The organism is Mesorhizobium sp. CNPSo 4671 (assembly GCF_057784245.1).
The window spans coordinates 612,064-636,428 of the sequence record NZ_JBWLUW010000001.1 but is presented as its reverse complement, the minus strand read 5'-3'; the positions used below and the strand labels follow the sequence as shown (position 1 = coordinate 636,428).

Below are 24,365 nucleotides of genomic sequence, written 5' to 3'. Positions count from 1 at the left end.
GCCAACCCGTTTTACATCAAACCTTACTATGCCGGATCTTCGGCGCCCTGCCTTGCCAGATAGCGCTGGTCGATTTCGGGCAGCGGCTCGCCCAGCAGCGTCGCCTCGAAGGCGCGCAGGCGCTTGTGGACCGATTGCAGTTCGACAATGGTCGACCACGAGGTCAGCAGGAACTGCAGCGAACCCGTCACCTTGCCGAAGGCATTCGAGATCTGGTTCAGCGCGCCGAACGTTATCTTGTGCGCGACCAGCGACGGACCCAGGATCAGCAGCGAGAAGATGTTGTCGGCCTGAAGGTAGGTGTACCGGACGACGTTGAAATAGATGTAGTGGAAATAAAGCCTGAAATAATTGTGCCGGACATTGGCGAACAGCTCGGCAGTGGTCGCGGGTTGCGCCCTGTCCGCATGGTCTTCGCCGTAAACCAGCTCCTTGCGATAAGCGGCTTCGACGCGCTGGTTGCGGAACTGCAGCCCGGGAAGCTTCAGGCCGGCAATCATCACCGAGATCGTTCCGAACAGACACCAAGCGAGTGCCGCGACCACCAGGGGCTGCGGGATCGCACCGATGATCGGCAATTCGCTGATATGAGCCTGCAGTTGGATCATCACCGGCAGGAAGGCGATCAAGGTCATGATCGACTGGACGAAGCTGGAGCCGAGATCCTCCATGATCTGCGAGAACCGCATCGTGTCTTCCTGGATTCGCTGCGAAGCACCCTCGATATGGCGCAGCCTGCCCCAATTCTCGATGAAGTAGTTGTTCATCGCCGTGCGCCAGCGGAAGATCCAGTGGCTGACGATGAAGGCATTGACCACCTGGACATTCATGCCAACCAGCGCCAGCCATGAGAAGTCAGCCAGTCCGGTGTAGAATTCACCGTTGGTCGATTTCCCGGTCCCTGACATCAGGCCTTGCACATAGTCGAAGAAGGGTCCGTACCAGGCGTTGACGGCCACGCTGACCTGCACATTGAAATAGATGAAGAACAGGATGACCGCCGTCATCAGGATGGACCAACGCTGCCACGGATGCGGGGAATACCAGCTCCAGAACGCGTAGAAGATGGCCACGCAGGCCACGAAGTAGATGTAGAACCAGAGGAACGGCTTCGACACCAGCACGGCGATGCCGATGATGGGCGGCGCGTCAGCGGCGGCCGCTGGCAGCCCGAAAACGGAGCCCAGTTGCTCCCCCCCGAAAAACCAGAACAGGATTGCCGCAAGGCTCCAGATGGCGGCCGAAGAGAAAAAGAGCTTCGGCTGCGGGAAGAAGGATACGAACACTGTGGCGAATTCCTTGCTCGATGGGCAAATCAGCTGACTTCGGCGGGCATAAAGTCACACATTAGGGGGAAAGAAAATGCCTGCCCGACACCCGGCGCAGAGCAAGACCACAAATCATGGCGATTTTGGCGCGGCCGACCAGGTGATGGCGCCGGAGACCACCAGCATGGCCGCAGCGACGATGGAAGCGAGGAAGAAATCGCCTGACATCTGCGCCAAAAGGCCGGCGGCAATCGGGCCTATGATCTGACCGAGACCGAACGAGGCCGTCATCAACGCAAAGATGCGCCGGGGTGCCTTCGGCGCCTGCTGGCGGGCGGCCTGCAGGCCAAGTGCGGTGATGGCAATGAAGGTGCCGCCAAGCAGCAGCCCGCCAAGCAGTGGCCCCGAATATCCGCCAAGCGCCACGCTGGCGGTGACGCCGATCACTTCGATGAAGCATGCCAACGCATAGGCGGCGTAGAGCCCGATCCGTCCAGCGATCTTCTGCCACAGCCAGGTCGAGGGAAAACCGGCAAGGCCGGCGACCAGCCACACCATGGCCTCGAAGACGCGGCTGCCGCCACCTTGCCGGACGATGGCGACCAGGAATGTCGCCGTCACCACATAGCCGAACCCGAACAGGCCGTAGGCGACGATGATCTTCATCAGCGACCGGTCTTTCGGCAGCGCGGGCTCACGGACGGCTTCACCGTTGGCGAGCGGGCCTTCGTTGGCCAGCAGCGCCACGACCACGAAGCCACACGCCGAAATTGCCCCCGACCACAACCAGCCCGCGGCCCAGCCGGCATGGTCGGTGACCAGCACCGCCATCATCGCCGCGGAGATCGCGATGCCGAGGCCGACGCCGCCGAAATGCCAGGCCTGCAGGTCGCCACGACCGGCAGCATTGATATGGCTGAAAGCGATGCTGGCCATGAAAACCATGACGAAGGCACTGGCCAGACCGGCCAGAAAGCGGATGACGAGAAAGGCGACCATGGTGTCGGACAGTCCCATCAAGGCCGCAAGGATGGTGCTGGCGCCAAGACCGCCCAGCATCAGCAGGCGCTCGCGACCATGCGCCCAGCCGCCCGCCGCCACAAACGCGCCGACGAGGTAGCCGAGATAATTGGCAGACGCGATCCACCCGGCATTGGCCGGCGACAGATGCAGTTCTTCCATCATGCCGGGCAGGATCGGCGTGTAGACGAAGCGGCCGATGCCCATGGCGACGGCCATCGCAATCATGCCGGCGACTGTGAAGCGCAGCGCTGTGGAGGCGGATGTCATTGCAGCGCACAATAAATGCAGGGATCGCTGAAACAATCGCCTTTCGTTGGGCCAGTGGGCCTACCCAGTGGGCCTACAGCGTGTTGCGCCAGCTCGAGTTTTCCTTAAGCCGGGGGGTGCGGAATCCGCTCAGCAGCGCCCACCGAAACCGGCTTGCCACGAGGTGGTCTCGTGCACTGTCCGCCGCGCCGTCAGCCTGAACGGCACGTCGCCAAGTTCGCGCTCCGACATGGTATTCAGGACGGGGTGCGAAAGCGGATCGGTGAGCCATGTCTGCGTATCGCTCTGCGAGCGCGGCTCGTAGGGCGTGCCCCCAGCGAACAGAACCTTAAGCGATGACAGCATCCTTGACATTTCCGGCTCCACGGGTGTCTCTCCCATCAACAAAGTCTGCCGTTCCGGCGCGTCTTTCAATTGAGATTTCAGACCGAACAGTTTAGAAAATCTCAAATGACCATGCTCAACCGCGTCCACCTCAACGGCCTTCGCGCCGTCGAAACCGTTGCCCGTCTCGGATCACTCGCGGCGGCCGCCGGCGAGCTCAACGTTTCCGTCAGCGCCGTCAGCCAGCAGATAAGCCGCACCGAAAAGCAGCTCGGCCAGGCGCTGTTCGAGCGCACGGCAAGCGGTCTGGTGCTGACCGAATTCGGCGCCGTCTTCGCGACCCGTCTCGGCACGGGGTTTCGCGAGCTTGCTCAGGCCGTGGCCTTGGCCGACGAGGCCACGCAATGCACGTTGGTCGTTTCGGTGGCACCGGCCTTCGCCTCGAAATGGCTGCTGCCCAGGCTATCGCGGCACTTCGACCGCCATCCCAATGTGCTGCTGCGCATCGACGCCACGGTGCGGCTCACCAATCTCGACCGCTCCGACGTTGACATCGCCATCCGGCTTGGCGACGGCGAATGGCCAGAAGGGCGAGCGGAACTGCTTCTGGCACAGGAGGTTTTTCCGGTCTGCTCGCCTGATATCGCCAGGAAACTGCAATCGATCGAGGACCTTGCCCAGACCTGCGCCATCACCGACGAGCGGGCGATGATCAACTGGGAAAGCTGGTTCACGGCAGCCGGTGTTCCACCCGTCACCTTCCAGAAAGGCGCGCGCTTCACCGATCCGATGCTGTGCCTGGAATCGGCCATTGCCGGCCATGGCGTGATGCTGGGCTGGCAGTTGCTGACGGCGGATGCGCTGGCCGACGGGCGGCTGGTGGCGCCGTTCGGCATCCGCGCCCAAAGCGGTCTCGGCTACTGGCTGGTGACCTCGTCGGCCAAGGCGGAGAGCCGCAAGGTCCGGGACTTCAAGGCCTGGATCAAGGAAGAGATCGCGGCGACGATGGCGCAGTTCGGGTCGCTCGAAAGCGCGGCCTGAACTGGCCCAGCGCAATCGCGGTGGAAAGGATGCCGGCCGCGGTCTATGTAAGACCAGATCAAACATCACGGCAGGCAGGATCATGACCACACATTCGCGCGGCGTTTCCGCAACGATCGACCCGGTGAAGCTCGACAGGCTGGCGGAGGTCGCCATCAAGGTCGGGCTGCAATTGCAGCCCGGACAGGATCTGGTGCTGACCTCGTCGATCGCAGCATTGCCGTTGACCAGGCGCATTGTCGAACATGCCTACAAGGCCGGCGCTGGGCTGGTGACGCCGATCTTCAACGATGACGAGATGACGCTGGCGCGCTACCGCTTCGGGGCGGACGCCAGTTTCGACCACGCCGCCGGCTGGCTCTATGAAGGCATGGCGAAGGCGTTTTCCAACAATGCGGCCAGGCTTGCCGTGCGCGGCGAGGATCCATCGCTGTTGTCGGCGCAGGACCCGGCGAAAGTGGCGCGCGCCAACAAGGCGAACTCGATGGCCTACCAACCGGCGCTGGAGAAGATCACCGGCTTTGACATCAACTGGAACATCGTCGCCTATCCGGACCTCGCCTGGGCCAAGCAGGTTTTCCCTGGCGATGCCGACGATGTCGCGGTGGCCAAGCTCGCCGACGCCATCTTTGCGGCGTCACGGGTCGACGTGGAGGACCCGATCGGCAACTGGACGGCGCACAATGCCGCGCTGCGCGGCCGCACCGAATGGCTGAACGGCCATAATTTCCACGCCCTGCATTTCACCGGACCGGGCACCGACCTGACGGTCGGACTGGCTGACGGCCATGGGTGGATGGGCGGTGCCTCGACCGCCAAGAACGGCATCACCTGCAACCCCAACATCCCGACCGAAGAGGTGTTCACCACGCCGCATGCCAGGCGGGTCGAGGGCCATGTCTCCTCGACCAAGCCGCTGTCCTACCAGGGCACGCTGATCGACGAGATCTCGGTGCGGTTCGAGGAAGGCCGGATCGTCGAGGCCAAGGCTTCGAAGGGCGAGGATGTGCTGAAAAAGGTGCTCGACACCGATGAGGGGTCGCGGCGGCTGGGCGAAGTGGCGCTGGTGCCGCATTCTTCGCCGATCTCGGCCAGCGGGTTGCTGTTCTTCAACACGCTTTTCGACGAAAACGCGGCCTGCCACATCGCGCTCGGGCAGTGCTATTCGAAGTGCTTCGTCGACGGCGCCTCGCTCAGCCAAGACGAGATCGCCGCGCGCGGCGGCAACAAGAGTTTTATCCACATCGACTGGATGATCGGCTCGGACAAGATCGACATTGACGGCGTCCACAAGGACGGCAGCCGCGTGCCTGTGATGCGCAAGGGCGAGTGGGCCTGAAGGTTTCCAACCAGCGAGGGTGTGATGGCCTTCGACCTGACGGTGAAGCGGATTTACGAGCCACCCGCACCTGGTGACGGGCAGCGGGTTCTCGTCGATCGCATCTGGCCACGCGGCGTCAGCAAGGAGCATGCCGCGCTGGCGCTGTGGCTGAAGGCGGTCGCGCCGAGCGATGAATTGCGAAAGTGGTTCGGGCATGAACCGGCGCGCTGGGCAGAGTTTCAGGAGCGGTATCGTGTTGAGCTGGATGGGAATGGCGAGGCGGTGGCGCAATTGCGCCACCTGCTTCGCGAGGGCAAGGTAACGCTGCTCTACGGCGCCCATGACGAAGCGCACAACAATGCCGTGGCGCTGGCGGGGTATCTGCGCGGGATCGGCTGAGGCGGCCGGAACTTCGGAGGCCGGCGGGACAGCGCCCCCCCTCTGTCCTGCCGGACATCTCCCCCACGAGGGGGGAGATCGGCAGCTTCAACGGCTTCGCTACCTACCTCACCGCCTGCTCATAAGCCTCCGGCTTGAAGCCAACGAGAACCCGGTCACCCACCTCCAGCACCGGCCGCTTGACCATCGTTGGCTTGGTCAACATCAGCGCCTTGGCTTTCTTCTCATCGAGCGATTGCTTGTCCTTGTCCGCCAGCTCGCGGAACGTGGTGCTGCCCTTGTTGAGCAGCTTTTCCCAGCCGACCTTGCCCACCCAGCCATCGAGCCGCTTCGCGTCCAGCCCCTCCGCACGAAAATCGTGAAAGCGATAGGGTACGTCATGGTTGTCCAGCCAGACGCGTGCCTTCTTGACCGTATCGCAGGTGGTGATGCCGTAGATCGTAATCGTCAAAGCGCGCTTCCCTGGGCTGATAGCCGAATCCGTCGCACAGCCTAAAACCGCCCTGCCCGCTTTGCCAGCACCCAGGCCGGCAACCGCGGAATTTCCGGGCTTGCCAATACTAGAGGATGGGTTTCTTCGATGGCTGGGGCACGGTGGCCGACCAGCTTGCCGAGTATCTGAAGACGATTTGGACCTCTCGCATGATGGCCAAGACACCGTCCTGGCCACCATGCTTGTACTCGATCCTGTAGCGAAGAGCAGACTCCGAAGTCGGAGTTTCCTGCCTCAGTAGTAAAAGCGCTCTTCGGCGATCTTGCCGTTCTTGACCGTGTACAGGCCGACCTCATCCATGGTGACGCGCTGGCCGGTGGCCTTGGGCGTTATGTCGAAGGTAAAGCGCACCGCGAACTGGTCGCCATTGACATAGGGGCCTTCGACCGAGCCGCCATGGACTTCGTGGTTTTCCTGCCACCACTGGCTCTTCTGCCTGAGGGCCTCCTTGCCATGGCTGACGGCCATCGGCCCTTCCATGGCTTCGTAGCTGGCGATGTCGTCGGCATTGTATTTTTCGGCAGCACCGTTGTGGTCGCCCTGCTTGAGGAGCTCGGTGAAATCCTTGGCAATTTCTGCGATGGTCATTTTGTGTTCCTCCTGTTCAGACGCACTCGAAGTAGGGGATCGCTTGCCGGCCCGCCACCTTTGCCCGCACGACAGCTGACAAGCCGTGTCAGGACGATAGATATAACGCGACTGTGTGGCGACGATTTCTCACATGCCGGCCATGGAATCGTCCTGGCCGGTCAATTGGCGGCAACCTTGCGAAGGGGATCAGACTAGCCCGGCAGCATGGGGCAGTTGGCGCCACGGCGCAGGCTGATATGCGCCACGTCGCCGACGCTGAATTGAAACCCCTCGGCCTGGCGCGGCGCATCTATCACCACCGGCAACCCCTGCCCCAGTTCGGCATGCAGCCGCAAGGTACGGCCGTGGAAGACGATGCTGTTGACGCGCGCAGGCGCCGTGCCGGGCGCGGCTTCGGTGGCTGCCAGCAGATCCTCCGGACGCACGCCGATGGTGCGTATCTCGCCTTCGCCGGGCGAGTGGCTGGTTTCAGAAATGGCCTCCAGCGGCAAGGTGCCGGCGGTAAAACGCAGGCGATCGCCATCGCGGCCGACAAAGTGTGACTGCAGCAGGTTCATGGTGCCGATGAAGCTCGCCACGAACTTCGTGGCGGGCCGGTCATAGAGCGTCGCCGGCGGCGCAATCTGCTCGATGCGGCCCTTGTTCATGACGACGATGCGGTCGGAGATCGACAAAGCCTCGGTCTGGTCGTGGGTGACCATGACGAAGGTGGTGCCAAGCCGCGATTGCAGCCGTTTCAGTTCCACCTGCATCTGTTCGCGCAGATGCGCGTCGAGCGCCGACAGCGGCTCGTCGAGCAAAAGCACGCGCGGCTCGCAGACGATGGCGCGGGCAAGTGCCACGCGCTGACGCTGGCCGCCCGAGAGTTCGGAGACGCGGGCGCGGAGCTTGTCGGCGAGACCGACCATGTCAAGCGCCTCGCCGACGCGCTTGGCCTGCTCGGCGCCGGACAGTTTGCGCAGGGACAGGCCGAAGCCGACATTCTCGGCGACGTCCATATGCGGAAACAGCGCGTAATCCTGGAACACGGTGTTGACGGGCCGGTCGAAGGGCCGAAGCGCGGTGATGTCGCGGCCGTCGAGCAAGACCTTGCCGCTCGAGGGGCTTTCGAAACCGGCAATGACGCGCAGGCTGGTGGTCTTGCCGCAGCCCGATGGCCCAAGCAGCGTGATGAACTCGCCGCTGATAATGTCGAGGTCGACGGCATCGAGCCCAACGATGCCGCCGGGAAAAACCTTCGAGACCGCCTGCAACCGGACAAGTGGATCAGGCGCCATCGCGAACCTCGGAGGGTTTTGTGGTGTTGATCCAGAGGATTTGACATTGCTCGGCGCCGGGATTGCGGAAGGCATGCAAAAGCGTGCTCTTGAAGGCAAAGCTGTCGCCGGTCTTCAACCCGTATTTGGTCGAATCCACCACCAGTTCGACCTCGCCCGAAAGGACATAGCCGAATTCATGGCCGGCATGGGCATAGGCTTCCGCCGTGCCGCCATCGGCCTCGACCGTCACCAGCATACCGGTGAGCGTCGCGCCCGGCGGCGACAGCAGCGCCTTGGCGATGCCTTCCGACTTGACCGGGATCTGCCGCCTTTTGTCGGCGCGCACGCAATAGAGATCGTTGACGGCATCATTGCCGTCGGCAATCAGCGCCGACGGCTCAATGTCCAGCGCAGCGGCGAGCGGCCAGATCACCTTGACGCGCAACGAGGACATGCCGCGCTCGATCTGGCTCAGCGCACCGATCGACACGCCGGCTTTTGCCGCCAGTTCGGCCAGCGACAGGCGGCGCTCGAGCCGCAGCGCCCGCACGCGCCGGCCAACACGAACGTCGGCATCGTCCTTGGGTTTCGCTTCGTCAAGAACTTCCATGCATTCGTCCTCGTTGCAGTCACTTCACTGGCGCAGTGCTTCGCGGTTTTGCCTTCTCCCCTTGTGGGAGAAGGTGGATCGGCACGCAGCGCCGAGACGGATGAGAGGTGGGTGACGGATCGCCGTCGGCGCCAAGCTGAAGCACCCCTCATCCGTCGCCTTCGGCGACACCTTCTCCCACAAGGGGAGAAGGGAAGATCAGCCTCACCCGCCAGCCTTCACCTTCTCGAACATCTTTGCCACATCGTCATTCTGCTTCATCGGCCCGGTGAAGATCGTGCTTTTCAGCATCACTTCCGGATCGGACGGCAGCTGCAGTTTCTCCAGCTCGTCCTTCGCCACGCCGGCGAAAGCGGTGCTCAGCGAACTGCCATAGCCGTAGGACTGAATGAGAAACTTACCCGAGTCGGCGTCGAGCCGACTGTTGATGAAGTCATAGGCGAGATCGACATTCTTGGCGTCCTTCAGCATGACGAAGCCGCAGGCCCAGGTCAGCATGCCTTCCTTCGGCTTCATGAACTCGACCGGCACGCCCTGCTTCTTCAGCGAGGTGGCCGACGCGTTCCAGGTCATGGCGGCGACCAGCTGGCCGCTGGCCAGCGCCTGCTCGACCGAGGTCATGTCGGTGGTGTAGCTCGACAGCAGCGGGCGCTGTTCGCGCAGTTTTGCCGCGACCTTGTCCATCTGTTCGGGCGTCATGTCGAAAGGATTCACGCCGGCCAGAAGTGCTGCGACGATCGGCGTGTCATGCACGGCGTCGATGGTCGCCATGCGGCCGGCATATTGCTTGTCCCACAAAAGGTTCCAACTCGCTTCCGGGTTCTTCACCAGATCCGTGCGGTAGAGGATGGACGTGTTGCCCCAGTCCCATGGCACCATCCACACCTTGCCGTCGCCGGCCTGCAGATCGGGCAGGTTCTTGAACACCGGGAAGATCGAATCCCAGTTCTTGATGCGCTTGGTGTCGATCGGCTGCAGCAGGCCTTCCTTGTTCCAGCGCGCCACCTTGTCATAGCAGGGATGCGCGATATCAGGACGGAAGCCAGCCTTGACCTTGGTGAAGGCATCGTCGTCGTCCCCGAAGATCGAGGCCTCGACGCCATCGGGGTGCGCGGCGAGGAAGCTCTTGTTGAAGTCGGGCAGCTCGTAGCCCGACCAGGTGAAATATTGCAGCTTTTCGGCGGCCAGCGCCACGGTCGACGACAGTGCGAGCGCCAGTGCGGCAAGGCCGGCGCGAGCTTTGTGTCCGGTTATCGATTTCAGGTGGAAGGTCATTTTCGTTCTCCTCTTCTTTGTTATGGTCAGGCTGGATTGCGGCGCGCGGCGCCGAGCCCGCGATGGCGCAGGATCTCGGCGGTGCCGGCGATGATGAAGGATACGGCCAGGATCACCGTCCCCAGCGCCATGACGGTCGGCAGCGAGCGGGGGAAGCGCAGCTGGCTCCAGATGTAGAGCGGCAGCGTCGGCTCAGTTCCGGCGAGAAAGAAGACGACGATGAATTCGTCGAAGGAAATCAGGAAGGCAAGCATGAAAGCCGACAGCACGGCCGGCAGGCTGAGCGGTAGCATGACGCGCCGGAACGTCGTCCAGTCGGAGGCGCCGAGGTCCAGCGCGGCCTCGCGAACCGTCCTGGGAATGGCGGCGAAACGGCTGCGCATGACGACCACCGTCGTCGGCAGCGCCACCAGTATGTGGCCAAGCACGATGGCGACGCGCGATGGTCCAAGGCCAATGAGGTTGACCAGGATCAAGAGGGATATGCCGACGATGACACCGGGAATGAGGATTGGCAGCCGGGCGATGGCGCTGATCGTGGCGGCCAGAGGCGAGCGGCCATACAGGTCCATATAGGACACGGTGATGCCGCACAGCGTGGCACCGGATGCGGCGATGACGCCGATGACAAGGCTGTTCAAGAGTGCGCCCGACAGCGCCGGATTGCCATAAAGCGTCTCGTACCATTGCAACGTAAAACCCTGCAGCGGAAACGCAGCCTGGATCGAATCGTTGAAGGAAAACAGCGGAATCAGCAGGACCGGCAGATAGAGGAACACCAGATAAGCAAGCACGTAGAGGCCGAGCCAGCTTCCATCCCGTTTCGTGCCGGCGCGGTCCGCTTTCATGTGCGGCTGCCAAATCTGCGGTCGGCACCGCGTGCGACCAGCACCACGACGAGGATGACCAGCATGACGCAGACCGAAAGGGCGGCGCCGAACGGCCAGTCATTGGCCTTGCCGAACTGCGACTGGATCAGCGTGCCGATCATGGTGCTGGCCGGGCCGCCGACCATGGCCGGCGTGACATAGTCGCCGACCGTCGGCACGAAGACGACGAGCGCCGCCGCCAGCACGCCCGGCATTGAGTTCGGCAGCACGACGCGACGGAACGCGGTGAACGGCCGCGCGCCGAGGTCGGAGGCTGCCTCGAGCAACGATTTCGGGATGGTGTCCAGCGCGACATAGATCGGCAGGATGGCGAAGGGCGCATAGGCGTGGGCGAGCGTGACGACGACGGCGGCCGGCGTGTTGAGAAAGGCCAGCGTCGGCTCTGACCAGATGCCGCTTTCAATCAGCGCCGAGTTCAACACGCCGTTATAGGCGAGCACGATCTTCCAGGCGAAGACGCGCAGGAGATAGCTGGTCCAGAACGGCAGCGTCACCAGGAACAAGAGCAGGCCGCGCCGGCGCCCGGCATGGAAGGCGAGATAGTAGGCGACCGGATAGGCGGTGACGACGGTTGCAAGCGTCACCAGGCCGGCGATGACGAGCGAGCGCAGCGTCACCGTCCAGTAGAGCGGATCGGTGGCCACGGTCACGAAGTTCTCGACGGTCAGCCCGACGCCGAGCAGCGAGCCGTCATTGCCGCGGAAGGCAAGGAACAGCACCAGGCCAAGCGCAAATAGGATCAGCAGGAAGGTGACCAGGGCGCCGGGCAGCAGCATGGCGAACCGGAAGCCGGATGAAGACCGGGCCTCTGGCGCCTGTGCTGCAACTAAGGTCGACATCGACCCGCCCACCAATTTTGAAATTGGCTAAGACTTTTTCATATTCATGAAACTGTCAAGCGGAATCCGGCTTTCCTGAATTGGCCGTCATCAACGCTCCAGCGACTGCCGGAACGCTTGGGCTTTGCCTGGAATGGTCGAAAAGGCTGTAGCCGACCTGATAAGCCTGCCGTTCTCGGCAGCTTCAGTCAGGTTGTCTCATCCGAACCGTTTGGTCGGTGTGCCTCGAACGCCTGCGTGCACCGCGAACAGCCCGCCCTCCTGCGGGTTTGCCCGCAAATGTCTCTCGCTCATGGTAAACCGCGCCGAGGTGACGAAGAGGATGTCGAAATTCTCGCCACCGAAAGCGCAGCTGGTCGGCCAGCTGCAGGGCAGCTCCACCACTCTGTCCAGAACCCCGTCAGGTGAGATACGGACCAGGCAGCCGCCCCCCGCAACGCGACAGTTCCAGACATAGCCCTCCGCATCCATGCACGACCCGTCCGGCAGGCCGCGAAGAAAACCCGAAAAGAAAGGGCGCCTGTCGGTTATGCGCGACCGCACCCTGTCCCAGTGATAGCGAAAGATCTGGTTCTTCGTCGTGTCCGCCGTGATGAAGGTATCATCCGCCGTCCAGACCATCGTGTTGGTGATGCCGAAGCGATCGGCACTGAGCGCCTCGACAGAGCCGGCTGTGTCGACACGATAGATCCGCCCCGCATCTCGCGAAATATCGCGCGCAAGATCGTCGGGGCCGATGTTGTTTTCCATGGTGCCAACCCAGAATGACCCATCCGGGGCGACCACACCCTCATTCAACCGTGTGTCAGGGCTGTCCGATTCGATCGTCGCGATCGTTCTGAAGCTCTCCCCAAAATCCCACAGTGCCACGTCCTTTCGCAGCCCCACGATCGCGCCACCGTCCCGGCGCAGGCCAATCGAGGTTGCGAGGTCCGTTGTCTGCCAGCTCTTGTGATCGAGCGTGACGGGATCGAGCAGGTGAATGCGCCGCCCGATGATATCCACCCAGATCAGTGTCTTCCTGTTCTCGTCCCAAATCAGGCTCTCACCAACGATATCCCTGGCATCGAACACGAAGCCTGGCTGTCTTTCTCTGCTGTCCACTGCCGTTCCCCTCCAAAATGTCGAGCGGTCAACCGCTATTGACAGACAAGATTTCATAAAGCTATAGGCATTTCAACAAAACATGTCATACAGGTTTGGAGGAAACGGTGAGCGATCGTGGCATAGAGCCTGACGAGACAAGTCCCGGGCTGGTGAGTGCCGCCATTCAAGCCATTACCCAACACATCCGCGTGGAAGGCCTTGGCCCTGGCGACCTCTTGCCCAGTGAAGCCGACATGACCCGCAAGCTCAGCGTGTCGCGAACGGTGGTGCGGGAGGCGTTTCGATCATTGTCGGCGATGCGCCTCATCGACATGAGCGCCGGCCGGCGCGCCAGCGTTGCCAAGCTCGACATTGGTGCCATGTCGATGGTGATCGAGCACGGCGTCACCACCGAACAGATCAGCGTCCAACAGGTTTATGATGTGCGGCGTACCATCGAAATGCGCACAGTGGCGCTCGCGGCACTGCGCCGAACCGACGCGGAGGCGGCTGAAATTCAGAAATGCGCGCAGCTGATGCGCGAGAATTACCGTGCGCCCGAGACCGTCATGGAACACGACATCGCATTCCATGAGGCGATCGCGCGGGCCTCTCACAACCCGGTGTTTTCGTTGATCATCAACGCCTTCAGCGGTGTCACGCGACGCACCTGGGTGATCGGCTGGCGTACGCGTGCCACCGAGGAAGAGCAGATCAAGATGATCGAGGGGCATGCAGATATTGCTCGGTCGATCATCGCGGGGAACCCGCAACTTGCCGCCGAACATATGGCCGCGCATTTCGACAAAAGCGTCAAGGCCTTGATCGACGCGGGGATCGCATGAAAATCCGCTCGATCGAGACCATCCGCATCGAAGAGCGGCCCAATCTGCTCTGGATCGAGGTGCATACCGACGAGGGCATCACCGGCCTTGGCGAGACCTTTTTCTTGGCCCGCACGGTCGAGGAATATGTCCATGAATATGTCGCGCCACGCGTCATCGGCCGCGATCCACTGCAGATCGATCTGCTTTCCGCGGATCTGGTCGGCTATCTCGGTTTCCGCTCAAGCGGGGTCGAAGTCCGCGGCAATTCCGCCTTCGACATCGCGCTCTGGGACATTTTCGGCAAGGCCATGAACCAGCCGATTGCGCAGCTCCTGGGAGGCTTCTCGCGGCAGTCCATCCGCACCTACAACACCTGCGCCGGCACCGAATACATCAAGGACGGCAAGGGACAGACCACCGCGAATTATGGTCTCGGCACAAGGCAAGGATACGACGACCTGAACGGGTTTCTCCACCGCGCCGACGAATTGGCGGCGGAGCTGCTCGAGGACGGTATCACGGCCATGAAGATCTGGCCTTTCGACCATGCCGCCGAGAAAAGCCGGGGACAGGACATCACCGCCGGCGACCTCAAAGCCGCGCTGCAACCCTTCGAAAAGATCCGCAAAGCCGTCGGCGACAAGATCGACATCATGGTCGAGTTCCACTCCATGTGGCAACTCTTGCCCGCGATCAAGATCGCCAAGGCGCTCGCACCTTATGGCACCTACTGGCATGAGGATCCCATCCGCATGGACAGCCTCGCCGATCTCAAGCGCTATGAGGCCGCGAGCCCGGCACCGATCTCGGCGTCGGAAACCTTGGGCAGTCGCTGGGCATTCCGGGACCTTCTGGAGACCGGCGCTGCGGGCATCGTCATGCTGGACATTTCCTGGTGCGGCGGACTTTCCGAAGCACGCAAGATCGCCGCGATGGCGGAGGCCTGGCATTTGCCGGTCGCCCCGCATGACTGCACCGGGCCAGTGGTCCTGGCGGCGTCCACGCATTTGTCCCTCAACGCGCCCAACGCGCTCGTCCAGGAGAGTGTGCGGGCATTTTACAGGACCTGGTACCGCGACCTCGTGACCGCGCTACCGGAAGTCAAGGACGGCATGATCACCGTGCCGCCCGGCCCGGGCCTCGGGCTGGAACTCAATCCCGACCTCGGTCGGGCCTACACCGTCCATCGCCGCGTCTCCGACAAGGCGGACATCTGAAGAACACTCAACGGGAGGAATAGAAATGAAACGACTGACTGCAACGCTTTTGCTCGCCACGACGCTGCTTGCCGGGCCTTCCGTCGCCAGTGCCGACGGGCTCAACATCGTCTTTACGCACCATTCGTCGGCCTCGAACACCTTCTGGCAGGCGGTGAAGAAGGGCTTTGACGATGCCTGCGGCAAGGTCGAGGCCAAGTGCAACATGATTTTCACCCAGACCGAAGGCTCGGTCGAGCAGCAACTCGCCAACATGCGCGCCGCGCTTGCCGCCAAGCCGGATGCCCTGCTGACCTCGATTGTCGACAACAAGGCGTTCGACGACGTCATCAAGGAGGCGCGGGATGCCGGTGTGTTGGTGATTGCCGTCAATGTCGACGACACCGAAGGCGCCAAGGGCAATGCGCGGCAGGCCTTCATCGGGCAAGGTTTCAAGCCGGCGGGCTATTCGCTCGGCAAGGCGATTTCCGAGAGCTTCCCGAAAGAGGGGCCAATCAAGGTTCTGGTCGGCATTTCCGCACCCGGCCAGAACTGGTCCGAAAGCCGCGGCGCAGGCGTGATGCAGTTCCTGGAAGAGTACAAGGCGGCCCATCCCGACCGTCAGGTCTCATGGGAGCGGATCGACAGTGGAACGGACCTTGCGATCACGTCCGATCGTGTCGGCGCCTATCTCAATGCGCATCCCGACACCACAGCCTATTTCGACACCGGCTTCTGGTGCGCGGGCGTTGCGCGCTCGCTGCAGGACCGCGGCGTCGCGCCGGGCAAGGTCCTGCTTGGCGGTTTCGATCTGGTGCCGGAAGTTCTGCAGCAGATGCAGAAGGGCTACGTACAGGCTTTGGTGGACCAACAGCCCTACATGCAGGGTTTCATGCCCGTCATGGAGGCCTACCTGAACAAGAAGATAGGTCTGGCACCCTCCGACATCGATACGGGTCAAGGCATCGTTCGCCCGGATCAGGCCGACGCGATCATGACGCTTTCCTCGCAAGGTCTGCGTTAAGCACACGCCCGCCATGTGTTCACCCGGCGGTCCTCGCACTGCCGGGTGGTCCCTTGCCTCGAATTCCTGGAGCCTGCCTTGAAACGCCTCTTCAAGACCTATCTGGAAAAGCCGGAACTGGCGGGACTGATCCTGCTGGTGCTTCTGGTGGTGATTTTCGAGATCCGCTCGAATGGCGTGTTCCTCAACCAGGACAACCTTCGTGGCATACTCGGCATTCTGCCGGAAACGGGCCTCGTCGCCATCGGCGTGACGATCTTGATGATCAGCGGCGAGTTCGACCTGTCGGTTGGATCGGTGTTCGCGCTGATGCCGATGTGCATGGCGGTCCTCATGGTCGAAGGGGTGCCTTTCCCGCTTGCCTTGCTGGCCGGGCTTGTCGTTTGCGCGGTGATCGGATTTATCAACGGCTATGTGACGATCCGGTTCGAGATCCCGAGCTTCATCACCACGCTCGGCATGCTTTTCATCGCCCGGTCCCTGACGATCGTCGTCTCGGGCGGGTTTCCACCCTTGCTTCCCGCCGATCTGCCGAACTGGCTGTTCACCTCGTTCGTCGGCCCCGGCAACATGTTCCGCATGTCGTTCCTGTGGTTTGCGGGAATTGCCCTGCTGACGTCGCTGATGCTTTCCAGAACCAATTTCGGCAACTGGATAAAGGCCACCGGCGGCTTTCATCCTGCTGCCGCCTCGATGGGCATCCCGACCGCGAGGGTAAAACTCGCATGCTTCATGCTTTGCTCGATGCTGTCGGGTTTCGCCGGGATGCTGCAAGTGCTGAGGCTGGGCTCCCCTTTGCCTTCCATCGGCGAAGGTCTGGAACTCCAGGCGGTCGCCTCGGCGGTCATCGGCGGTGCTTCGCTCGCAGGCGGCATCGGTACGGTCGCCGGCGGCATCATCGGCACAATCCTCATCCGTATCATCGACAATGGGCTGGTGCTCTCCAATGTCGACGCGAACTGGTTCAAATTCGCGATCGGCTTCCTGACCATTTTCGCCGTCGTCGCCAATGCCTGGATGCGCAAGCGCGCCAAGGCGATCAAGATGGAGGGCTGAGCCATGGAAGACGCAATCATCTCCGTCCGCAATCTTCACAAATGGTATTCCGGCGTCCATGCGTTGAAGGGGGTGAGCCTCGACCTGAAGCGGGGCGAGGCGCTCGGGCTGGTCGGCGACAACGGTGCCGGCAAATCGACGCTCATCAACATCCTGTCCGGCGTCCATACCGCCGACGAGGGCGAGATCCTGGTCGAAGGCAAACCGGTGCGGATCGCCAAGCCGCGCGACGCGATGAACCTCGGTATCGAGACCATCTACCAGTACAATTCGATGGTCCCCACCATGTCGATCGCCAGGAACCTGTTTATCGGCCGCGAACCGACGCTGTTTTCCGTATTCGGCGTCGGCATCCTGGATCAAAAGAAGATGGGCAGCGAAAGCATCAAGGCGATCGCCAATGTCGACCTGCATCTGCGCTCGCCCGACGCACTGGTCGGTGAACTGTCAGGCGGCCAGCGGCAAGGCGTCGCCATCGCGCGAGCCATGCATTTCAAGTCGCAGGTGATGATCCTCGACGAGCCGACCAATCACCTTTCGGTCAAGGAGACCAGCAAGGTCATCGGCTTTGTGCGTGGATTGAAGGCACAAGGGGTGACCGGCGTTTTCATTAGCCACAACATGCATCACGTGTTTGATTGCTGTGACCGCGTGGTCGCGATGGCGCGCGGCGAGGTCGTGCTCGACAAACGCATCGAGGAAACCTCCATCGATGAAGTCCACAACGTGCTTTGAGGAGCGGGAACGGTGATGACGAACCTTTCCGGTAAAGTTGTGCTCCTGACGGGTGGTCTCGGTTCGCTCGGCCGCGCCCAGGCTGCCGCGCTTGCCGGCGCTGGCGCGCGCGTGCTTTTGCTTGACCGACCGGAGAATGCCGAAGGACCCGGAATCGCAGCGGAATTGGCGGCGGCAAACAAGGGCACGATCGTCTATGTCGGTTGCGACTTGAACCAGCTGGCCAAAGCCGAGGCAGCGGTCAAGGCGCTCGCCGACGAAGAAGGCACGATCGACATTCTGATCAACAACGCCGCACTCATCATCAACCGTCCGTTCGAGGAATTCTCGCTTGGTGAGTACGAGGACCAGATCCGTGTGAATTCATCGGCCGCCTTCGCGCTGGCGCGCGCCTGCGCCCCTGGCATGAAGAAGAAGGGCTGGGGCAGGATCGTCAATTTCTGCTCGGTGACGCTGAATGGCCGCTGGGACGGTTACGTGCCCTATGTGGCCTCGAAAGGCGCCATGCTGGGACTCACCAAGTCGTTGGCGCGGGAATTGGGACCACACGGCATCACCGTGAACGCGGTGTCGCCCGGCGCCGTCGTTTCCGAGGCAGAGGAGCGCGTCTTCGGAGAACAGCTCGAGGAATACAATGACTGGATCCTCACCAACCAAAGCCTGAAGCGGCGCATCGAGCCGCAGCATATTGCCGATTTGGTGTTATTCCTCGCCTCCCCGGCCTCGGACATGATCAGCGGTCAAAACATCAACATCGATGGCGGATGGTAGCCATGGCTCCCTTTCGATGATCAATGGCGATGAGATCGAACTTGCCGATGGGCGGGCAAGCCTTGTGGTGCGCCCCCGCGAGGGCGCTGCCATCATGCGCTACGACGCGCTCCGCCCCGGCCGAGCACCGACGCCTGTGCTTGAGCCGTCGAGGGGCCTGCTGAAGTTCGGGTCGCAACTGCTGATCCCCTGGTCAAACCGCATTTCCGGTGGAGGCTTCGAGTTTGACGGGCGCTTCCATGCGATAGAGCCCAATGTCGAAGGCGAGCCGTTCCCACTCCACGGCGACGCATTTCAGAAGCCGTGGCGGTTGACGAGGCGAACCGGCACTGAAATGGAGTTGGCTCTGGAGGATGGGGCGATCGGACCTTACCGCTACCGTGCGAGCGTCCGCTATGCATTGGACGATGGCGCGCTGTCCGCAGCGCTGACTGTCGAGAACCGAGCCACTATCCGCCTGCCCTACGGGCTCGGTTTCCACCCTTGGTTTCCGCGCCACCCGCGCACTTTGCTGCACGCATCGGCGCACAGTGTCTGGTTGGAGGACGAACGACACCTGCCGACGGGGGTGGTGCCGCTGGCCTCCCGGCCGGACTGGGATTTTTCGCAAGTCGCGCCGCTCCCCGACGCCTGGGTCAACAATGCCTTCGAAGGTTGGAACGGGCACGCCACGATCATCCAGCCGGATGACGCTATCGCCGTCACGGTCGAGGCATCGCCCTCGCTGAATGTCTTCGTCCTCTATTCGCCGGCACGAGACGCTGATTTCTTCTGCTTCGAACCCGTTTCACATGTGGTGGACGCCCATCACGGCAGCGGCCTGACCACGCTGGAAAAAGGCGGATCGACAAGCGCGCATTTGCGGTTACGTTGGGGTGAACTGTAGCGCCAAATCGGAAGTCGCGAAGCGGTGCAGCGACATGGTGACAAGGGCCTTTTCCGTTGATCGCCTGTCGCTTGGCACATGCTGCTTCAGGGCGTGTCGGCTTGAAGGGGCCATGCGCACCTCATAACATCGAACTATCCTGCGCAATGACGAGAGTGCAATGACAAACATGACGTTTCTGCCTGACGATGGCGTCTTTCTCGGCCGCGCTCGATCACCGGATGTGCCCCATCCCCTGATCGTCACGGTGCGAGACGGCACCGTCTTCGACATCACCTCGAGCGCGGCGCCGACCGTACGGGATATCTGCGAGATGACCGATCCGGCAGGGCATGTGCGTTCGGCCAAGGGCAAGCCGATCGGCTCGCTCGATGACATAGCGGCCAACAGTTTCGAGGCAGCGCGCGATCCGGCAAAACCCTATCTGCTTTCCCCGGTCGACCTGCAGGCGGTCAAGGCGTCCGGCGTGACCTTCGTCGTCAGCCTGCTCGAGCGGGTGATCGAGGAACAGGCGCGTGGCTCGGCGGAGAAGGCCGACGCCATCCGCGCCGACATTGCCGGGCTGATCGGCCATGATCTGTCGAAGCTCAAGCCCGGTTCGCCGGAAGCGATGGAGATCAAGGCCAAGCTGATCGCGCGCGGCGCCTGGTCGCAATATCTGGAAGTGGGCATTGGTCCCGACGCCGAGATCTTCACCAAATGCCAGCCGATGGCCTCGGTCGGCTTCGGCGCCGATGTCGGCCTGCATCCGGTGTCGACGTGGAACAATCCGGAGCCGGAGATCGCCATGATCGCCGCCTCAAGCGGCAGGATCGTCGGCGCCACCATCGGCAACGACGTCAATCTGCGCGACGTCGAAGGGCGCTCCGCGCTGCTGCTCGGCAAGGCCAAGGACAACAATGCCTCGGCGTCGCTTGGACCCCTTATCCGCCTCTTCGACGACACCTTCTCGATCGACGACGTGAAGCGCGCCGTGGTGCGCCTCAAGGTCGAGGGCGAGGACGGGTTCTCGCTGGAGGGCGCAAGCTCGATGGCCGAGATCAGCCGTTCGCCGGAAGAGCTGGTTGCCGCCGCCATGGGCTCGCACCACCAATACCCGGATGGGCTGGCGCTCTATCTCGGCACTATGTTCGTGCCGTCGAAGGACCGCGGCGAAAAGGGCAAGGGGTTTACCCACAAGGTCGGCGACATCGTCACCATCTCGTCCGAAAAATTCGGCGCGCTGGTCAACCGGGTGCGGCTGTCGCCCGATTGCCCGCACTGGACCTACGGCGCCAGCCATCTCATGCGCGACCTGGCGAAGGCCGATTTTATCTAGAATCTGTCCAAAACAGTCGCAATCAACACAATTTTATGCGAAACCCGGATGACGGCGGACGCAAAGCGCTTCAAGATCGCGGTGCGGTCGGGGGGCCGTTCCGATGTCCGATTCGCCGATCCTGTTCGTGCGCAAGGTCGCCAGGCGCTTTGGCGGTACGGTCGCGCTCGATGACATGAACCTTGTGGTCGAGCGCGGCTCGATCCACGCGCTGGTCGGCGAAAGCGGCGCCGGCAAATCGACGCTGACAAAGATGCTGGCGGGCATTGTCCGGCCGGACCGCGGCATCATCGAATTTGACGGCAAGACCGCGACGATCGACAGCCCCAACGCGGCGCGCAAGCTCGGCATCGGCGTGGTCCTGCAACAGCCGGGGCTGTTTCCCGAGCGCCCGGTGCTGGCCAATCTGTTCGTCAACCGCGAGCCGCTCCACAACGGGCTGATCTCACGGCGCGAAATGGAGGCACGCAGCCGCGAGCTGCTTCGCCAGCTTGGTCTCGACGTCGATGTCCACGCCCCGCTCGGCGATCTCGGGCCCGGTGAACGGCAGCTGGTCGCGGTCGCCCGTGCGCTGCTGGAAAACCCGAGGCTTCTCCTCCTCGACGACCCGAACTCAGCGCTCGACCAGCGCCAGAGCGAGCGGCTGTTCGCGGTGCTGCGGGGGCTGAAAGCCAGGGGGCATGAGCATGCTCTACGCGTCGAACCGGTTGGGGGACGCACTTGCCATCGCCGACCAGCTGACGGTGATCCGCAACGGCCGCGACGTCTTATCAAAGGCGCGGCAGGAGTTGACAACGTCCGAGGAAGCGATGATCGGCCAGTTGCGCCAGTCACTGTTCCCGCTGCCGCTCAGGACCCTGCCGACGCTGGCCGGCACGCTGCGGCCGCAGATCACCATTAACGGGCTCGGCGGCGGCATTCTTTCCGGGGTCAACCTAACGGCCCACGCCGGCCAGATTCTCGGGCTTGCCGGTTCTGGATCGAGCGACCTGCTTGCCCTGTTGTTCGGGCTGCGCAGACCGCGCCAAGGCAAGGTGCGTTATCCCGATGGCGACGGCTTGCCGAGGACGCAGACGGAAGCGGCGCGCCGCAGCATCTGCATGATTTCGGGCGAGCGCGGCAATGGGCTGATGCCCGACAAGTCGATCGCCTTCAACATGGCGAACGTCGTCGTCGGCGCACGCGACTGGGGTTCGCGTTGGTATTCGCCCGAGGCGGCGCTCGGCCGCGCCGCTCGGCAGATCGAGGCGCTGCGCATCAGGAGCACGCCCGAGATGCCGGCGGGCTCGCTTTCGGCCGGTGGCCAGCAGAAGGTGATCATCGCCAAATGGCTGGAGATCGGCCCGCAAGTGGTGCTGCTCGACGAACCCGCCCGCGGCATCGACATCGGCAGCAAGCAGGAGATCTACGCGTTGATCCGCCAGATGGCAGCCCGCGGCTGCATCGTGCTGCTGCATTCCAGCGAGCTGTCCGAACTGACAGGGCTCTGCGATCGCATCCTTGCTTTCCATCAGGGCAGGCTGGCCGGCGAAATCGCCGGCGACGATATGGATGTGGGCAGGCTTCTGACGCTGATCACCTCGGGCAAGCCCGCGGACGAAAACCGTAGGAGCAATCGGGAGAGTGCGGCATGACCAGGACCGATACCGTGCCGCCGCTTGCCGGCTCAGTAAACCATCAAGCCAGACGCAGCATTCGGCTGCCGTCCGAGAGCGGCGCTGTCGTTGCACTTGCCCTGCTGCTCGCACTGCTTGGCTGGCTGAACTCTTCCTTCCTCGAACCGGCCAACCTGCTGTCGGTGCTGGGCCAAGCCGCCCTGCCCGGCCTGCTGGCGATCGGCATGGTTTTCGTGCTCGCGGCTCGCGAGATCGACCTTTCGGCGGGTGCCGTCTTCCATCTCGCGGCGGCCCTGGCGGCCCTGCTTATGGTTGCGGGAATGGACCCCTGGCCTGCCGCCCTGGTCGGGGTCGCTGCGGGTGCCGGCCTCGGCCTGGTCAACGGCCTGCTGGCGATCGTGCTGCGCCTGCCGGCCCTGGTGGTGACGCTCGGTACCTGGTGGATGATCCAGGGCCTGTCGCTGGTCGCTGTCAAGGGACAGACGATCGTGCCCCCAGGCGCGGACCGGAGCTTCTTCGCGACGCTGTCGGGCAAGGCGTTCGTCGTCGTGCCGGCAGCGGGCGTCATCTTCGTCGTGCTGGCGCTGGTACTGCATGTCGTCCTCCACCGCACCCGCTTCGGCTACCGGGTCCAGGCCGTGGGCAGCAATCCGCAAGCTGCCGCCCATGCCGGTATTCCAACCTCGAAAGTACGGGTGCTGACGCTGGTTCTGATGGGTGCGATGGCGGGACTGGCCGGTGTTATCCATCTCGGCGTCCACGGCGCGGTTGTTACCGGTGAGGGCAGCACTTTCGCGCTGGTGGCAATCGCCGCGGCCATCATCGGCGGCACATCGCTTGCAGGCGGCCACGGCAGCGTCATCGGTGCCGCGATCGGCATGCTGGTCCTCCAGGTGATCCTCAGCGCCATGAGCATGCTTGGCGTCGATGCCGCGTGGAGCACTTTCGGCACTGGCGCCCTGGTCGTGCTTGCCCTGGCGGTCGACCGGCTGATCCGGCTGTGGCGCAACCGGCGTGCAGGACACATCGGGGACAATCCTCTCGGCTGAGCCTCAGCGCCAATCATCCGGCTGCCCTGAAAAATCACCCCGACTGATGCAATCTGATGGGATCGTTGATGGCGCCGCGTCAGGCGCCAACTACATCTGCAGATGGAGGCTTGCCATCCGTCGAAAAAGGGAATGCTCTGAGGCATCCGAGCGGCGCTGGCAAAAGACGCAATCCGGCTGGAGCCGGAACAAGGGACGGATCATCTTCAACCGGGAGGAAATCAAATGCTGACAAGACTAAGACTTGTGCTCTACGGCCTTCTGGTCGCGCTAACGCTCATTCCGGCAGCGGCGCAGGCCAAGACCTTCTACTGGATTTCACATGGCGGCCCGGCCGATCCGGTCTGGACCTACTTCCTGGCCGGTGCCAAGCAATGGGCCAAGGACACCGGCAACACCGTCAACACCTCGTTCCACAATGGCGACGTCGCCTCGCAGCAGGAAGCGGTCCGCGCCGCCCTCTCCGCCAAGGCCGACGGCATCGTCACCACCAGCCCCGATCCGGGCAGCCTTGTCGAGATCGTCAAGGAAGCCCGCGCCGCCAACATCCCGATCATCAACTTCAACACGCCCGATCCCAAGGCCAATTTCAATGCCTATGTCGGCGGCGACAACGTCACCTTCGGCAAGCATTGGGCGCAATATCTGGTCGACAAGGGCCTGGTGAAGAAGGGCGACTTCGTCTGGATGCCGGTCGAGATCCCCGGCGCCACCTATGGCGTCCAGGAAGAGGAAGGCATCAAGAGCGTCTTCGGACCGCTCGGCATCACCTATGAAGTGACCGAGGCGACGCTCGACCAGGCCGAAGTGATCAACCGCATGGTCGACTATCTCACCGCCCACAAGGGCAAGGTCAATGCGATCATCGGCCTGGGCGATCTCGTCACCGGCTCGATCAAGCGGGTGTTCGACCAGGTCGGCGTCAAGCCCGGCGAAATCCCGGTCGTCGGCTGGGGCAATTCGCTCGACACCACACAGGAAGTGCTGAACGGCTATGTCAATGCCGGCCAGTGGCAGGATCCGCAGGCGACCAGCTATGTCGCGCTCTCGCTCGCCAACATGGCGGCGTCGGGCATCCCTCCGGGCTTCAACGTCATCACCGGCGCGCTCTACGAGAAGGACACCGCCGGCGTCTACGACAAGATCCTGTCCGGCAAGTAACGTCCCGGACCCAAACAGTCGCGATCGTATCCACGGTCGC

General features: G+C 62.7%; 26 protein-coding genes. 15 read left to right on the top strand and 11 right to left on the bottom strand.

Features of this window, described 5'->3' with window-relative positions:
• Nucleotides 1-26: 26 nt before the first annotated feature.
• The 3 genes from sbmA to AC04SF_RS02785 all read right to left on the bottom strand — a co-directional run bounded on the left by sbmA (nucleotide 27) and on the right by AC04SF_RS02785 (nucleotide 2,912).
• Complete coding sequence (sbmA, locus tag AC04SF_RS02795) at nucleotides 27-1,286, bottom strand: peptide antibiotic transporter SbmA (protein WP_096455831.1); 1,260 nt, start codon at nucleotides 1,284-1,286, stop codon at nucleotides 27-29.
• 114 nt (nucleotides 1,287-1,400) lie between these two features.
• Nucleotides 1,401-2,558 carry a YbfB/YjiJ family MFS transporter gene (locus AC04SF_RS02790; RefSeq protein ID WP_488476410.1) on the bottom strand — a complete coding sequence of 386 codons (1,158 nt, stop codon included), beginning with the start codon at nucleotides 2,556-2,558 and terminating at the stop codon, nucleotides 1,401-1,403.
• A gap of 129 nt (nucleotides 2,559-2,687) precedes the next feature.
• On the bottom strand, nucleotides 2,688-2,912 hold the full coding sequence (locus AC04SF_RS02785) for a hypothetical protein (protein WP_488476409.1): 225 nt from the start codon (nucleotides 2,910-2,912) through the stop codon (nucleotides 2,688-2,690).
• A gap of 96 nt (nucleotides 2,913-3,008) precedes the next feature.
• Here AC04SF_RS02785 and AC04SF_RS02780 point away from each other — a divergent pair, with 96 nt between their 5' ends.
• From AC04SF_RS02780 to AC04SF_RS02770, 3 genes are all read left to right on the top strand, one after another.
• Nucleotides 3,009-3,923, top strand: coding sequence for a LysR substrate-binding domain-containing protein (locus AC04SF_RS02780; protein ID WP_488476408.1), 915 nt, complete (start codon nucleotides 3,009-3,011; stop codon nucleotides 3,921-3,923).
• Between the two features lie 82 nt (nucleotides 3,924-4,005).
• Nucleotides 4,006-5,262, top strand: a complete 1,257-nt coding sequence (locus AC04SF_RS02775) for an aminopeptidase (RefSeq protein ID WP_488476407.1) — start codon at nucleotides 4,006-4,008, stop codon at nucleotides 5,260-5,262.
• Between the two features lie 24 nt (nucleotides 5,263-5,286).
• Complete coding sequence (locus AC04SF_RS02770; RefSeq protein ID WP_488476406.1) at nucleotides 5,287-5,643, top strand: DUF488 domain-containing protein; 357 nt, start codon at nucleotides 5,287-5,289, stop codon at nucleotides 5,641-5,643.
• A 103-nt stretch (nucleotides 5,644-5,746) separates the two neighbouring features.
• On the opposite strand, the gene AC04SF_RS02765 is transcribed toward AC04SF_RS02770, so the two are convergent.
• The 8 genes from AC04SF_RS02765 to AC04SF_RS02730 all read right to left on the bottom strand — a co-directional run bounded on the left by AC04SF_RS02765 (nucleotide 5,747) and on the right by AC04SF_RS02730 (nucleotide 12,704).
• On the bottom strand, nucleotides 5,747-6,094 hold the full coding sequence (locus tag AC04SF_RS02765) for an ArsC family reductase (protein WP_488476405.1): 348 nt from the start codon (nucleotides 6,092-6,094) through the stop codon (nucleotides 5,747-5,749).
• Nucleotides 6,095-6,370: 276 nt separating this feature from the next.
• Nucleotides 6,371-6,724 (bottom strand): SnoaL-like domain-containing protein, encoded by a 354-nt coding sequence (locus AC04SF_RS02760; protein WP_096455819.1) that lies wholly within the window; start codon nucleotides 6,722-6,724, stop codon nucleotides 6,371-6,373.
• 194 nt (nucleotides 6,725-6,918) lie between these two features.
• On the bottom strand, nucleotides 6,919-8,004 hold the full coding sequence (locus AC04SF_RS02755; RefSeq protein WP_488476404.1) for an ABC transporter ATP-binding protein: 1,086 nt from the start codon (nucleotides 8,002-8,004) through the stop codon (nucleotides 6,919-6,921).
• Nucleotides 7,994-8,596 carry a cupin domain-containing protein gene (locus tag AC04SF_RS02750; RefSeq protein ID WP_488476403.1) on the bottom strand — a complete coding sequence of 201 codons (603 nt, stop codon included), beginning with the start codon at nucleotides 8,594-8,596 and terminating at the stop codon, nucleotides 7,994-7,996. The genes AC04SF_RS02755 and AC04SF_RS02750 overlap by 11 nt, the downstream gene beginning before the upstream one ends.
• Nucleotides 8,597-8,800: 204 nt before the next feature.
• Nucleotides 8,801-9,871 (bottom strand): ABC transporter substrate-binding protein, encoded by a 1,071-nt coding sequence (locus AC04SF_RS02745; protein WP_096455813.1) that lies wholly within the window; start codon nucleotides 9,869-9,871, stop codon nucleotides 8,801-8,803.
• A gap of 26 nt (nucleotides 9,872-9,897) precedes the next feature.
• Nucleotides 9,898-10,719, bottom strand: coding sequence for an ABC transporter permease (locus tag AC04SF_RS02740; protein ID WP_488476402.1), 822 nt, complete (start codon nucleotides 10,717-10,719; stop codon nucleotides 9,898-9,900).
• The gene (locus AC04SF_RS02735) at nucleotides 10,716-11,600 is read right to left on the bottom strand and encodes an ABC transporter permease (protein ID WP_488476401.1); all 885 of its coding nucleotides are present in this window, start codon (nucleotides 11,598-11,600) and stop codon (nucleotides 10,716-10,718) included. The genes AC04SF_RS02740 and AC04SF_RS02735 overlap by 4 nt, the downstream gene beginning before the upstream one ends.
• 198 nt (nucleotides 11,601-11,798) lie before the next feature.
• Nucleotides 11,799-12,704 (bottom strand): SMP-30/gluconolactonase/LRE family protein, encoded by a 906-nt coding sequence (locus AC04SF_RS02730; protein WP_488476400.1) that lies wholly within the window; start codon nucleotides 12,702-12,704, stop codon nucleotides 11,799-11,801.
• A gap of 152 nt (nucleotides 12,705-12,856) precedes the next feature.
• Between AC04SF_RS02730 and AC04SF_RS02725 the strand changes: the two genes are divergently transcribed.
• The 12 genes from AC04SF_RS02725 to AC04SF_RS02670 all read left to right on the top strand — a co-directional run bounded on the left by AC04SF_RS02725 (nucleotide 12,857) and on the right by AC04SF_RS02670 (nucleotide 24,325).
• Nucleotides 12,857-13,531: a FadR/GntR family transcriptional regulator gene (locus tag AC04SF_RS02725; protein WP_488476399.1), complete on the top strand. Its 675-nt coding sequence runs from the start codon at nucleotides 12,857-12,859 to the stop codon at nucleotides 13,529-13,531.
• Nucleotides 13,528-14,730, top strand: coding sequence for a mandelate racemase/muconate lactonizing enzyme family protein (locus AC04SF_RS02720; protein WP_488476398.1), 1,203 nt, complete (start codon nucleotides 13,528-13,530; stop codon nucleotides 14,728-14,730). Before AC04SF_RS02725 ends, AC04SF_RS02720 begins: the two co-directional genes overlap by 4 nt.
• Before the next feature lie 25 nt (nucleotides 14,731-14,755).
• A complete protein-coding gene (locus AC04SF_RS02715; RefSeq protein ID WP_202350923.1) occupies nucleotides 14,756-15,733 on the top strand; it encodes a sugar ABC transporter substrate-binding protein in 978 nt (325 codons plus the stop codon).
• A 78-nt stretch (nucleotides 15,734-15,811) separates the two neighbouring features.
• Complete coding sequence (locus AC04SF_RS02710) at nucleotides 15,812-16,789, top strand: ABC transporter permease (protein WP_488476397.1); 978 nt, start codon at nucleotides 15,812-15,814, stop codon at nucleotides 16,787-16,789.
• A 3-nt stretch (nucleotides 16,790-16,792) separates the two neighbouring features.
• Entirely contained in the window at nucleotides 16,793-17,524 is a 732-nt protein-coding gene (locus tag AC04SF_RS02705) for an ATP-binding cassette domain-containing protein (protein WP_488476396.1), read from the top strand.
• A 15-nt stretch (nucleotides 17,525-17,539) separates the two neighbouring features.
• Nucleotides 17,540-18,295: an SDR family oxidoreductase gene (locus AC04SF_RS02700; RefSeq protein ID WP_488476395.1), complete on the top strand. Its 756-nt coding sequence runs from the start codon at nucleotides 17,540-17,542 to the stop codon at nucleotides 18,293-18,295.
• Between the two features lie 16 nt (nucleotides 18,296-18,311).
• Nucleotides 18,312-19,181 (top strand): aldose 1-epimerase, encoded by an 870-nt coding sequence (locus tag AC04SF_RS02695; protein WP_488476394.1) that lies wholly within the window; start codon nucleotides 18,312-18,314, stop codon nucleotides 19,179-19,181.
• A gap of 160 nt (nucleotides 19,182-19,341) precedes the next feature.
• The gene (locus AC04SF_RS02690; RefSeq protein WP_488476393.1) at nucleotides 19,342-20,499 is read left to right on the top strand and encodes a fumarylacetoacetate hydrolase family protein; all 1,158 of its coding nucleotides are present in this window, start codon (nucleotides 19,342-19,344) and stop codon (nucleotides 20,497-20,499) included.
• Between the two features lie 103 nt (nucleotides 20,500-20,602).
• A complete protein-coding gene (locus AC04SF_RS02685; RefSeq protein WP_488476392.1) occupies nucleotides 20,603-21,400 on the top strand; it encodes an ATP-binding cassette domain-containing protein in 798 nt (265 codons plus the stop codon).
• Complete coding sequence (locus tag AC04SF_RS02680; protein WP_488476391.1) at nucleotides 21,288-22,133, top strand: ATP-binding cassette domain-containing protein; 846 nt, start codon at nucleotides 21,288-21,290, stop codon at nucleotides 22,131-22,133. The genes AC04SF_RS02685 and AC04SF_RS02680 overlap by 113 nt, the downstream gene beginning before the upstream one ends.
• Entirely contained in the window at nucleotides 22,130-23,164 is a 1,035-nt protein-coding gene (locus AC04SF_RS02675) for an ABC transporter permease (RefSeq protein ID WP_488476390.1), read from the top strand. The genes AC04SF_RS02680 and AC04SF_RS02675 overlap by 4 nt, the downstream gene beginning before the upstream one ends.
• Nucleotides 23,165-23,389: 225 nt before the next feature.
• Nucleotides 23,390-24,325, top strand: coding sequence for a substrate-binding domain-containing protein (locus tag AC04SF_RS02670; protein ID WP_488476389.1), 936 nt, complete (start codon nucleotides 23,390-23,392; stop codon nucleotides 24,323-24,325).
• Nucleotides 24,326-24,365: the final 40 nt, after the last annotated feature.

Coding starts and splice junctions, on each gene's coding strand:
- AC04SF_RS02745 (WP_096455813.1), bottom strand. CDS start 9,871: ATGACCTTCCACCTGAAATCGATAACCGGACACAAAGCTCGCGCCGGC.
- AC04SF_RS02775 (WP_488476407.1), top strand. CDS start 4,006: ATGACCACACATTCGCGCGGCGTTTCCGCAACGATCGACCCGGTGAAG.
- AC04SF_RS02715 (WP_202350923.1), top strand. CDS start 14,756: ATGAAACGACTGACTGCAACGCTTTTGCTCGCCACGACGCTGCTTGCC.
- AC04SF_RS02695 (WP_488476394.1), top strand. CDS start 18,312: ATGATCAATGGCGATGAGATCGAACTTGCCGATGGGCGGGCAAGCCTT.
- AC04SF_RS02685 (WP_488476392.1), top strand. CDS start 20,603: ATGTCCGATTCGCCGATCCTGTTCGTGCGCAAGGTCGCCAGGCGCTTT.
- AC04SF_RS02750 (WP_488476403.1), bottom strand. CDS start 8,596: ATGGAAGTTCTTGACGAAGCGAAACCCAAGGACGATGCCGACGTTCGT.
- AC04SF_RS02760 (WP_096455819.1), bottom strand. CDS start 6,724: ATGACCATCGCAGAAATTGCCAAGGATTTCACCGAGCTCCTCAAGCAG.
- AC04SF_RS02720 (WP_488476398.1), top strand. CDS start 13,528: ATGAAAATCCGCTCGATCGAGACCATCCGCATCGAAGAGCGGCCCAAT.
- AC04SF_RS02690 (WP_488476393.1), top strand. CDS start 19,342: ATGACAAACATGACGTTTCTGCCTGACGATGGCGTCTTTCTCGGCCGC.
- AC04SF_RS02755 (WP_488476404.1), bottom strand. CDS start 8,004: ATGGCGCCTGATCCACTTGTCCGGTTGCAGGCGGTCTCGAAGGTTTTT.
- AC04SF_RS02670 (WP_488476389.1), top strand. CDS start 23,390: ATGCTGACAAGACTAAGACTTGTGCTCTACGGCCTTCTGGTCGCGCTA.
- AC04SF_RS02785 (WP_488476409.1), bottom strand. CDS start 2,912: ATGTCAAGGATGCTGTCATCGCTTAAGGTTCTGTTCGCTGGGGGCACG.
- AC04SF_RS02740 (WP_488476402.1), bottom strand. CDS start 10,719: ATGAAAGCGGACCGCGCCGGCACGAAACGGGATGGAAGCTGGCTCGGC.
- AC04SF_RS02735 (WP_488476401.1), bottom strand. CDS start 11,600: ATGTCGACCTTAGTTGCAGCACAGGCGCCAGAGGCCCGGTCTTCATCC.
- AC04SF_RS02675 (WP_488476390.1), top strand. CDS start 22,130: ATGACCAGGACCGATACCGTGCCGCCGCTTGCCGGCTCAGTAAACCAT.
- AC04SF_RS02780 (WP_488476408.1), top strand. CDS start 3,009: ATGACCATGCTCAACCGCGTCCACCTCAACGGCCTTCGCGCCGTCGAA.
- AC04SF_RS02705 (WP_488476396.1), top strand. CDS start 16,793: ATGGAAGACGCAATCATCTCCGTCCGCAATCTTCACAAATGGTATTCC.
- AC04SF_RS02790 (WP_488476410.1), bottom strand. CDS start 2,558: ATGACATCCGCCTCCACAGCGCTGCGCTTCACAGTCGCCGGCATGATT.
- AC04SF_RS02770 (WP_488476406.1), top strand. CDS start 5,287: ATGGCCTTCGACCTGACGGTGAAGCGGATTTACGAGCCACCCGCACCT.
- AC04SF_RS02700 (WP_488476395.1), top strand. CDS start 17,540: ATGACGAACCTTTCCGGTAAAGTTGTGCTCCTGACGGGTGGTCTCGGT.